The organism is Pseudomonas sp. S5D5 (genome assembly GCF_003013355.1).
Lineage (GTDB): Bacteria > Pseudomonadota > Gammaproteobacteria > Pseudomonadales > Pseudomonadaceae > Aquipseudomonas > Aquipseudomonas aylmerensis.
The window spans coordinates 588,020-597,500 of sequence record NZ_PTEO01000001.1 but is presented as its reverse complement, the minus strand read 5'-3'; the positions used below and the strand labels follow the sequence as shown (position 1 = coordinate 597,500).

At 60.2% G+C, this 9,481-nt stretch carries 11 protein-coding genes; 8 read left to right on the top strand and 3 right to left on the bottom strand.

The features are described 5' to 3' along the window. Positions 1 to 120 precede the first annotated feature (120 nt). Positions 121 to 1,539 carry a peptidoglycan DD-metalloendopeptidase family protein gene (locus tag C9990_RS02810; protein WP_106802489.1) on the top strand — a complete coding sequence of 473 codons (1,419 nt, stop codon included), beginning with the start codon at positions 121 to 123 and terminating at the stop codon, positions 1,537 to 1,539. Between the two features lie 3 nt (positions 1,540 to 1,542). Continuing rightward, complete coding sequence (locus C9990_RS02805; RefSeq protein WP_106802488.1) at positions 1,543 to 2,634, top strand: anhydro-N-acetylmuramic acid kinase; 1,092 nt, start codon at positions 1,543 to 1,545, stop codon at positions 2,632 to 2,634. Positions 2,635 to 2,714: 80 nt separating this feature from the next. Here the strand turns inward: C9990_RS02805 and erpA are convergent, their stop codons facing one another. Continuing rightward, positions 2,715 to 3,065, bottom strand: coding sequence for an iron-sulfur cluster insertion protein ErpA (gene erpA, locus C9990_RS02800; protein ID WP_003176443.1), 351 nt, complete (start codon positions 3,063 to 3,065; stop codon positions 2,715 to 2,717). A 146-nt stretch (positions 3,066 to 3,211) separates the two neighbouring features. Beyond that, the gene (argC, locus tag C9990_RS02795) at positions 3,212 to 4,246 is read right to left on the bottom strand and encodes an N-acetyl-gamma-glutamyl-phosphate reductase (protein ID WP_106802487.1); all 1,035 of its coding nucleotides are present in this window, start codon (positions 4,244 to 4,246) and stop codon (positions 3,212 to 3,214) included. A 136-nt stretch (positions 4,247 to 4,382) separates the two neighbouring features. Here argC and hemJ point away from each other — a divergent pair, with 136 nt between their 5' ends. The 6 genes from hemJ (at position 4,383) to coq7 (ending at position 8,851) form a co-directional block, all read left to right on the top strand. Further along, a complete protein-coding gene (gene hemJ / locus C9990_RS02790; protein WP_106802486.1) occupies positions 4,383 to 4,811 on the top strand; it encodes a protoporphyrinogen oxidase HemJ in 429 nt (142 codons plus the stop codon). A 24-nt stretch (positions 4,812 to 4,835) separates the two neighbouring features. Beyond that, the gene (locus tag C9990_RS02785) at positions 4,836 to 5,798 is read left to right on the top strand and encodes a nitronate monooxygenase family protein (RefSeq protein WP_065904588.1); all 963 of its coding nucleotides are present in this window, start codon (positions 4,836 to 4,838) and stop codon (positions 5,796 to 5,798) included. 69 nt (positions 5,799 to 5,867) lie between these two features. Beyond that, positions 5,868 to 6,830 (top strand): DUF805 domain-containing protein, encoded by a 963-nt coding sequence (locus C9990_RS02780; protein ID WP_106802485.1) that lies wholly within the window; start codon positions 5,868 to 5,870, stop codon positions 6,828 to 6,830. Between the two features lie 62 nt (positions 6,831 to 6,892). Continuing rightward, a complete protein-coding gene (locus C9990_RS02775; RefSeq protein ID WP_065904592.1) occupies positions 6,893 to 7,681 on the top strand; it encodes an SDR family oxidoreductase in 789 nt (262 codons plus the stop codon). A 46-nt stretch (positions 7,682 to 7,727) separates the two neighbouring features. Then, positions 7,728 to 8,066 carry a histidine triad nucleotide-binding protein gene (locus C9990_RS02770; RefSeq protein WP_010206940.1) on the top strand — a complete coding sequence of 113 codons (339 nt, stop codon included), beginning with the start codon at positions 7,728 to 7,730 and terminating at the stop codon, positions 8,064 to 8,066. A 137-nt stretch (positions 8,067 to 8,203) separates the two neighbouring features. Beyond that, complete coding sequence (gene coq7 / locus C9990_RS02765; protein WP_017138087.1) at positions 8,204 to 8,851, top strand: 2-polyprenyl-3-methyl-6-methoxy-1,4-benzoquinone monooxygenase; 648 nt, start codon at positions 8,204 to 8,206, stop codon at positions 8,849 to 8,851. A 72-nt stretch (positions 8,852 to 8,923) separates the two neighbouring features. On the opposite strand, the gene C9990_RS02760 is transcribed toward coq7, so the two are convergent. Then, entirely contained in the window at positions 8,924 to 9,346 is a 423-nt protein-coding gene (locus tag C9990_RS02760; protein ID WP_005792019.1) for an OsmC family protein, read from the bottom strand. Positions 9,347 to 9,481 lie beyond the last annotated feature (135 nt).

Below are 9,481 nucleotides of genomic sequence, written 5' to 3'. Positions count from 1 at the left end.
TCAGCAAGCCCAGCGTTCGCGAGCTTGCGCCACAGATGATTTGGTTATATTTTATACAGTTATTTCATCTTCATCATGTCATTCATCTTTTCCATTTCATCTTCAAAGTCAAAATTACTTATGACCACAGAACCGTCTAAAGCGCCGCCGCTTTACCCGAAGACCCACCTGCTCGCAGCAAGTGGTATCGCCGCCCTTCTCAGCCTGGCACTCCTGGTATTCCCTTCCAGTGACGTAGAAGCCAAACGAACATCCCTGAGCCTTGACCTGGAAAGCCCGGTTGAACAACTCACACAAGATCAAGACGCTTCCGACGCACAACAAGCCACAAATGCGCCAACCGAATCGCCGTTCGCACAGATAGAAAGCAGCCCCGAAGACACCCAGCAGGCAACCCAGGACCAGCCTGTACCGGCTGCTGACTCGGCCAAGAACCCTCTGCACCGCGAAGTGATCGTGGCCAAGGGCGACACCCTGTCGACCCTGTTCGGGAAAGTCGGCCTCCCTGCCACTACCGTTAACGAGGTACTGGCCAGCGACAAACAAGCCAAGCAATTCACCCAGCTCAAACATGGCCAAAAGCTTGAATTTGAATTCACTCCCGATGGCCAGCTGAACAACCTGCACAGCAATGTCAGCGACCTTGAAAGCATCACCCTGACCAAGGGCGCCAAAGGCTTCGCCTTCAACCGCATTACCACCAAGCCGGTGATGCGCTCCGCCTACGTCCACGGCGTGATCAACAGCTCGCTGTCACAATCCGCCGCGCGCGCCGGCTTGTCCCATAGCATGACCATGGACATGGCCAGCGTGTTTGGCTACGACATCGACTTCGCCCAGGACATCCGCCAGGGCGACGAATTCGACGTGATCTACGAGCAGAAAGTCGCCAACGGCAAAGTGGTCGGTACCGGCAATATTCTCTCCGCGCGCTTCACCAACCGCGGCAAGACCTACACCGCCGTGCGCTACACCAACAAGCAAGGCAACAGCAGCTACTACACCGCCGATGGCAATAGCATGCGCAAGGCCTTCATCCGCACCCCGGTGGACTTCGCTCGTATTAGCTCGCGTTTCTCCATGGGTCGCAAGCATCCAATTCTGAACAAAATTCGCGCTCACAAGGGCGTGGACTATGCAGCCCCGCGCGGCACGCCCATCAAGGCAGCCGGTGACGGCAAGGTGCTGCTGGCCGGACGTCGCGGCGGTTACGGCAATACCGTGATCATCCAGCACGGCAATACCTACCGCACGCTGTATGGCCACATGCAGGGCTTCGCCAAGGGCGTGTCGACCGGCAGCAATGTCAAGCAAGGCCAGGTGATCGGCTACATCGGCACCACCGGCCTGTCGACCGGCCCGCACTTGCACTACGAGTTCCAGGTGAATGGCGTGCACGTCGATCCACTGGGCCAGAAACTGCCAATGGCCGACCCGATCGCCAAGGCCGAGCGCGCACGCTTCCTGCAACAAAGCCAGCCGCTGATGGCGCGCATGGACCAGGAGCGCTCCACCCTGCTCGCCTCGGCGAAGCGCTAAGCCATGCCACGCTATATAGGTGTGATGTCCGGGACCAGCCTTGATGGCCTGGACATAGCCCTGATCGAACAAGACCCGGCGATCAAACTGATCGCCACGCACTACATCCCCATGCCCAGCGCCCTGCGCACCGAGCTGCTGGGTCTTTGCGCCAGCGGCCCGGATGAGATAGCGCGCTCGGCCATCGCCCAGCAGCACTGGGTGGAACTCGCCGCGCAAGGCATTCACGCCTTGCTCGAGCAGCAAAACCTCAAGCCCCAGGACATCCGCGCGATTGGCAGCCATGGCCAGACCATCCGCCACGAACCCGCTCGGGGTTTTACGGTGCAGATTGGCAACCCTGCTCTACTCACAGAGCTGACAGGCATCACGGTTGTCAGTGACTTTCGCAGCCGCGATGTGGCTGCCGGCGGCCAGGGCGCGCCATTGGTGCCCGCGTTTCATGAGGCATTGTTTGGTGAACGCACCGGCAACCGTGCCGTATTGAATGTGGGAGGCTTCAGCAATCTCAGCCTGATCGAGACCGGCAAGCCTGTCGCCGGTTTCGACTGCGGCCCGGGTAACGTCTTGTTGGACGCCTGGATTCACCTGCAGCGCGGCGAACACTTTGATCGCGACGGCCAGTGGTCTGCCAGCGGCAAGGTAGAACTCCAACTGCTCAACTCGCTGCTGGCCGATCCCTTCTTCCAGACTCAAGGCCCGAAAAGCACCGGGCGCGAAGTGTTCAACCTCGAGTGGCTGCAACGACACCTCGCACGCTTGCCCGTGTTCGAGCCCCAAAATGTCCAGGCTACCCTGCTGGAACTGACGGCCCAGACCATCGTCGAGTCCTTGCAGGCTGCACAGGCCCAGACAGAGACCCTGCTGGTCTGTGGCGGCGGCGCCCACAATGGCACACTGATGAAGCGGCTGGCCGCGCTGCTCCCTGCGACCCAGGTCAGCAGTACTGCCACTTACGGCGTAGACCCCGACTGGGTCGAAGCGATGGCCTTCGCCTGGCTGGCCCACTGCTGCCTGGCAGGCATTGCCGCCAACCGCCCGAGCGTCACCGGTGCACGCGGACTGCGGGTACTGGGTGCCATTTATCCCGCGTAACAATACCCAGACAGCAAAACGCCGCTTGGCCGATCAAAGCCAAGCGGCGTTTTTGTATCCGTTGCAGACCAGGACGTCGATCAGATCGAGAACGAAGACCCGCAACCACAGGTAGTGGTAGCGTTAGGGTTCTTGATCACGAAACGCGACCCCTCCAGACCTTCCTGGTAATCCACCTCGGCACCTGCCAGGTATTGGAAGCTCATCGGATCCACGACCAGGCTCACGCCCTCGCGCTCGACGATGGTGTCGTCATCGGCCACATCTTCATCGAAGGTAAAACCGTACTGAAACCCTGAACAACCGCCGCCCGTAACGAATACGCGCAGCTTCAAGCGATCATTACCCTCTTCATCGACCAGGCTCTTCACCTTGTGCGCAGCACCGTGGGTGAATTGCAAAGCCGTGGGGGTGAAGGATTCAACGCTCATGCTGATAATCTCCCGGCGTAGCGCCGCCATATGCGTAATGGCCGGCATTATCCGCTTCTCCTAGAAAAGCGGTCAACTATTATGGGAGCAGTGGCAAGCTTCAAGCCATGAGCTTCAAGCTTGCCACCTACACCTTGAAGCTGTTTTTAAGGCAGCATGCCCGCGTGGGACAAGCCCAGCTTCTCATCCAGGCCAAACAGGATGTTCATGTTCTGCACCGCCTGGCCCGACGCGCCCTTGACCAGGTTGTCGATCACCGACAGCACCACGACCAGATCGCCATCCTGAGGACGGTGCACGGCAATCCGGCACACGTTGGCGCCGCGCACGCTGCGGGTTTCCGGGTGACTGCCGGCTGGCATTACGTCGACGAACGGTTCATTGGCGTAGCGCTTTTCAAACAATGCCTGCAGATCCACCGACCGATCGACCACGGTTGCGTACAGTGTGGAGTGAATGCCACGGATCATCGGCGTCAGATGCGGCACGAAAGTCAGGCCCACCTCCTTACCTGCGGCACGGCGCAGCCCTTGGCGGATTTCCGGCAGATGGCGATGCCCTTTTACCGCGTATGCCTTCATGCTTTCCGACGTCTCGGAGTACAGCGAACCCACAGCCGCACCACGACCGGCGCCACTCACACCCGACTTGCAGTCCGCGATCAGGCGCGAAGCATCCGCCAGGCCCGCTTCCAGCAATGGCAGGAAACCCAACTGCGTGGCGGTCGGATAGCACCCCGGTACCGCGATCAGGCGCGCTTGCTTGATCTGCTCACGATTGACTTCCGGCAGGCCGTAGACCGCTTCCTCCAGCAATTGCGGCGCACCGTGGGGCTGGCCGTACCACTTGGCCCACTCATCGGCGTCCTGCAGGCGAAAGTCCGCCGACAAGTCGATCACCTTGGTGCCCGCAGCCAGCAATTCGCCAGCCAACGCGTGAGCAACGCCGTGAGGAGTGGCAAAGAACACCACATCGCAGGCACCCAGTGTCTTGATGTCCGGAACGCTGAACGCCAGGCCGTCATAGTGGCCGCGCAGGTTCGGGTACATATCGGCCACGGCCAGCCCGGCCTCGGATCGGGAAGTGATGACCACCACCTCAGCTTGCGGATGCTGAGCCAACAGACGCAGCAATTCGACACCGGTGTAACCCGTGCCGCCGACGATACCGACCTTGACCATAAACCTGCCCTCAACGAACCCACTGGAAAGCCGTCGATAATAGGGGCCGTATCGTCCTGCGACAACCGTCAACGTGACGTACGGGCGCATGAGCCACTACTATCTTCAGTTACCGTGAACCTGGGAATAACTAGAAATGCTCTATCTATGGATCAAAGCCTTCCACATCGTCAGCATCGTCTGCTGGTTTGCCGGGTTGTTCTACCTGCCACGCCTGTTTGTCTACCACGCCCAAAGCGAAGACACCGTCAGCAAGGAACGCTTCAGCATCATGGAGCGCAAGCTCTACCGCGGCATCATGGGCCCGGCGATGGTCGCCAGCCTGGTATTCGGCATCTGGCTGATTGCGCTCAACCCTGCGATCTTTAAATCCGGCGCCTGGATCCACGCCAAGCTCACCCTGGTGGTGTTGCTGATCGGCTACCACCACATGTGCGGCGCGCAGGTAAAACGCTTCGCCCGTGGCGAAAACACCCGCAGCCATGTCTTTTATCGCTGGTTCAATGAAGTGCCCGTTCTGATATTGCTGGCTATCGTAATTTTGGTCGTGGTCAAACCGTTCTAATTTCAATTACTCGGGGTACCTCCAATGTCGCTGCCCGCTTTGCTTGAACAACGTCTGCGCCTGCCGGTCGTCGCTGCGCCGATGTTTCTGATTTCCAACCCGCAACTGGTCCTGGCGTGCTGTCGCAACGGGGTGGTCGGCAGCTTTCCGGCGCTCAATCAGCGCGAGAGCAGCGGCTTCAAGGCTTGGCTGGAGGAAATCGAAGCGGGCCTGGCGCAGCTGGACAATCCCGCGCCGTATGCCGTCAACCTGATCGTGCATAACAGCAACCCACGGCTTGAGGCTGACCTGGCGATCTGCGTCGAGCACAAGGTGCCCATCGTCATCACTAGCCTCGGTGCAGTGAAGGAGCTGGTGGATGCCGTCCACAGCTACGGCGGCTTGGTGTTCCACGATGTCACGACCCGGCGCCATGCCGAAAAGGCCGCTGAAGCCGGCGTGGATGGCTTGATTGCCGTAGCCGCCGGAGCCGGTGGTCATGCTGGCACCTGGAGCCCATTCGCGCTGATCGCCGAGATTCGCCAGTTCTTCGACAAGACCCTGCTGCTGGCCGGCTGCCTCAACCATGGACATGAAATCCTCGCGGCCCAGTTGCTGGGCGCAGACCTGGCGTATTTCGGCACGCGCTTTATCGGCACCACCGAAAGCCACGCCCCGGATGCCTATAAAGAGATGCTGCTCACATCGCGCGCCGCCGACATCGTGCACACTCCCGCTGTCTCCGGCGTGCCTGCCAGCTTCATGCGCCAGAGCCTGGAAAACGCCGGTTTCGACCTGGCTGCGCTGCAAGGCAAGGGCGAAGTCAACTTCGGCTCCAAGCTCAAGCCGTTGAGCGACGAAGCGAAAGCCTGGAAGACGGTATGGTCTGCCGGCCAGGGTGTCGGCGAGATTGACGATTTGCCCAGCGTCGATGAACTCGTTGCCCGCCTGGATGCCGAATACCGCAAGGCGCGCGAGCAGGCGGCACAATTGCGCTGGCCACGCTGAACCCATCGCAAGGCCTGCCCATCCGGCAAGCCTGCACCACCTCCCTGAACAAGTGACAAGGAAGCCCGCATGAGCGACAACCGTTTCAAGATTGTGTTTGATGGAGCCTTGCTCCCGGGTGTCGAAAGCACCACGGCCAAACTGAACCTGGCCGAGCTGTTCAAGAGTGAAGTCGAAGCCATCGAGAAACTCTTCACTGGCCGCCCGGTTGCACTCAAACGCGATCTATCCCGTCCGGATGCCGAAACCTACCTCACTGCGCTGAAAAACGCCGGGGTGGATGCGCGCATCGAACCCGAACAACCAGTGGCCTTCAGCCTCGCCGAAACCCACGAGACGGAGTCCTCCAACACCGATTACTCGCGCCCGGCGGCCTCACCTTACGCACCGCCACGCGCCACCGTGGGCGATGACCTGCCGGAATACGCCACCCTCAAGGTCTTTACCATCCACGGGCGCATTGGCCGTCTGCGGTATCTGGCCTGGACGCTGGTACTGACTCTCGCACTGCTGGTGGCTGGCGGCATTATCAGCACCGTCAGTTTCGCGGTAGCCACGGCCTCGCCAGTATTGGGCACCCTCATTGGCGTGGTGCTCGGCCTGGCATTGTTCGTTGCGCTGGTGTGGGTCAGCGTGCAAATCGGTGTGCAGCGCCTGCACGACCTGGGATGGTCCGGCTGGCTGTACTTTCTCAACCTCGTACCTCTGGTGAACAGCGTCTTCCCGATCCTGCTGCTGGTATTGCCAGGTAATGCGGGCGCCAACCAATACGGCGCACCGCCTCCGCGCAACTCCACGGCGGTAAAAGTCCTCGCCACGTTGTGGCTGGCGTTTATCCCGGTGGTGCTGGCCATCGTCGTCACGCTGGGCATGAACGGTTACCTGGACCAGCTCGAAGCCAACATGGACAGCAGCTACGAAAGCAGCTCCATCACCTCCGATGACGACGCCGATCAAGCCGCCACTGTCGAGGAAGACGACGCGCAAAGTGCTGACGAAGCGGCCGAACCTGTAGACTCTCCAGAACAGTAAAGAAACGCCCGCCGCCTGTGATGCCTCCGTCACAGGCCGGGGGCGTTGCGATGGAGAAAGGCATGACCCGTTACGCTCTGATCACCGGCGCCTCCAGCGGCATCGGCCTGGCCTTGGCCGAAGCCCTTGCCCGTCGCGGCCGCAGCTTGATTCTGGTGGCCCGCCAGCGTGATCAGTTGGAAAGCATTGCAATCGAATTGACTCAACGCTTTGGCGTCGAAGTGCTATTTCGCGCCTGCGACCTGGGCGAGCCACTGCGCTTGTCCGGGTTCCTGCTGGAGCTGGAAGAAGGCGAGCGGCAGATCGATTTGCTGGTGAACTGCGCCGGCATCGGCACCAGCGGCCCATTCCTGGCCCAGGACTGGATGACCGAGCAGGACCTGATCGAAGTCAACATCCTGGCCCTGACCCGCATGTGTCACGCCCTTGGCAATGCCATGGCGCTGCATGGCGGCGGGCAGATCCTCAACGTTGCCTCGGTTGCAGCGTTCCAACCCGGCCCGTGGATGAGCAGCTATTACGCCAGCAAGGCCTATGTACTGCACTTCTCCGAAGGACTGCGTGAAGAACTCAAGACCTGCGGCATCAAGGTCTCGGTACTCTGCCCGGGCCCGACGCGTACCGCGTTCTACGGCACCGCGCAAATGGACACGGCCAAGCTCGAGGGCAGCGACAAGCTGATGAGCCCGGAAGAAGTGGCGCTTTATACCGTGCGTGCGCTGGAAAAGAACAAAGCCATCATCATTCCCGGCCGACGCAACCGCTGGATCGCCTTCAGCCCGCGTTTCAGCCCGCGCTGGCTCACCCGCAAGATTGCCGGGGCCATCAACAAGGCCTATTGCCCGCGCTGATTGCCTGAGTACACTCACCCTGCACTTTCATAATGGAGAAACAGCTGTGGATACTCTGTTCACCAAGATCATCAACAGAGAAATACCCGCGGATATCATCTACGAAGATGATCAAGTCCTTGCCTTCAAGGACATCCACCCGGCAGCCCCCGTGCATTTCCTGGTGATCCCGAAGAAACACATTCCCACCCTCAACGACCTGACTGAGGAAGACAAAGCCCTGGCTGGCCATATTCTGTTCACTGCCCAGCGCCTGGCGGTGGAGCAAGGCTGCGAAGAAGGCTTCCGGGTGGTGATGAACTGCAACCCGAAAGGCGGACAGACCGTTTATCACATCCATATGCATGTGCTGGGTCAGCGCCAGATGAACTGGCCGCCGGGCTGATTCCCCGTTGGAGCTTGCGACTGCTTCGTAGTCGAACGGCAGCAAGCTCCCTCGCCACAAGGGCAAATTGACTCAGCGCAAACGCTCCCCCCTCTCTTGCGGTAAACTGGCCGCCGAGATTCTTCCCGGAGGTCAGCATGACTACCCAACGTCACTACTCGCCGATTGATCGCCTGTTACTGCAAGCCGACATGGCCATGCGCACGCTGCTGCCTTTCAGCGGCCAACCGTATCGCCCGTCGCCCGCCATCGTGCAGCCCGATGCACAGATGAGCGAGACCGATACCCGCCATGTCGCTGGCCTGATGCGTATCAACCATACCGGTGAAGTCTGTGCCCAGGCGCTGTATCAAGGCCAGGCCTTGACCGCCAAGCTGCCGCAGGTGCGTGCAGCCATGGAGCATGCGGCCGAGGAAGAAATCGACCACCTGGCCTGGTGCGAGCAACGCATCCGCCAGTTGGGGAGCCACCCCAGCGTGCTGAACCCGCTGTTTTATGGCTTGTCGTTTGGCATCGGCGCCGCCGCAGGGCTGATCAGCGACAAGGTCAGCCTGGGTTTTGTCGCAGCAACCGAACATCAGGTGTGCAAGCACCTGGATGAGCACCTTGAGCAACTGCCGGCCGAAGACGAAAAGTCGCGGGCGATTCTCGAACAAATGCGCATCGACGAAGAGCACCACGCCGAAAGCGCGCTGGATGCCGGCGGCTTTCGCTTCCCGGCTCCGGTGCGGTTTGGCATGAGCGTGCTGGCCAAGGTCATGACCAAAAGCACGTATCGGATCTGACTGCAGCAAGCCTGAGTCGCAAAAAAAGGGCGCTTTCAAAGCGCCCTTTCTTTTTGCCAGCAGATTGTGCGATCAACCCAGCTCGATGATTTCGTAATCATGGGTGATGGCCACACCGGCCGCGCCCAGCATGATCGACGCCGAGCAGTACTTCTCTGCCGACAGCTCGATGGCCCGCTTGACCTGGGCTTCCTTCAGCGCCCGCCCCTTGACCACAAAGTGCATGTGGATCTTGGTGAACACCTTGGGATCTTCAGTGGCGCGCTCGGCTTCCAGGAACGCTTCGCAGCTTTCCACGGCCTGGCGGGACTTCTTCAGGATACTGACCACGTCGAAATTGCTGCAACCGCCTACACCCAGCAGGAGCATTTCCATCGGGCGTACGCCCAGGTTACGGCCACCCGCTTCCGGCGGGCCATCCATGACCACCACATGGCCACTGCCCGACTCACCGAGGAACATGGCTTCGCCCGCCCATTGGATGCGTGCCTTCATCGCCCAGACTCCACTGCTAAAAAAGGGTCGCCAGCTTAGCACAGGGGCTGATCACGGCAGTGTTTCCCATGAAAGCGATCAATAGCAGGGTTTCCCGGCTAATTTGGCTAATAGAGACAGAATGTGTCTGGTAAG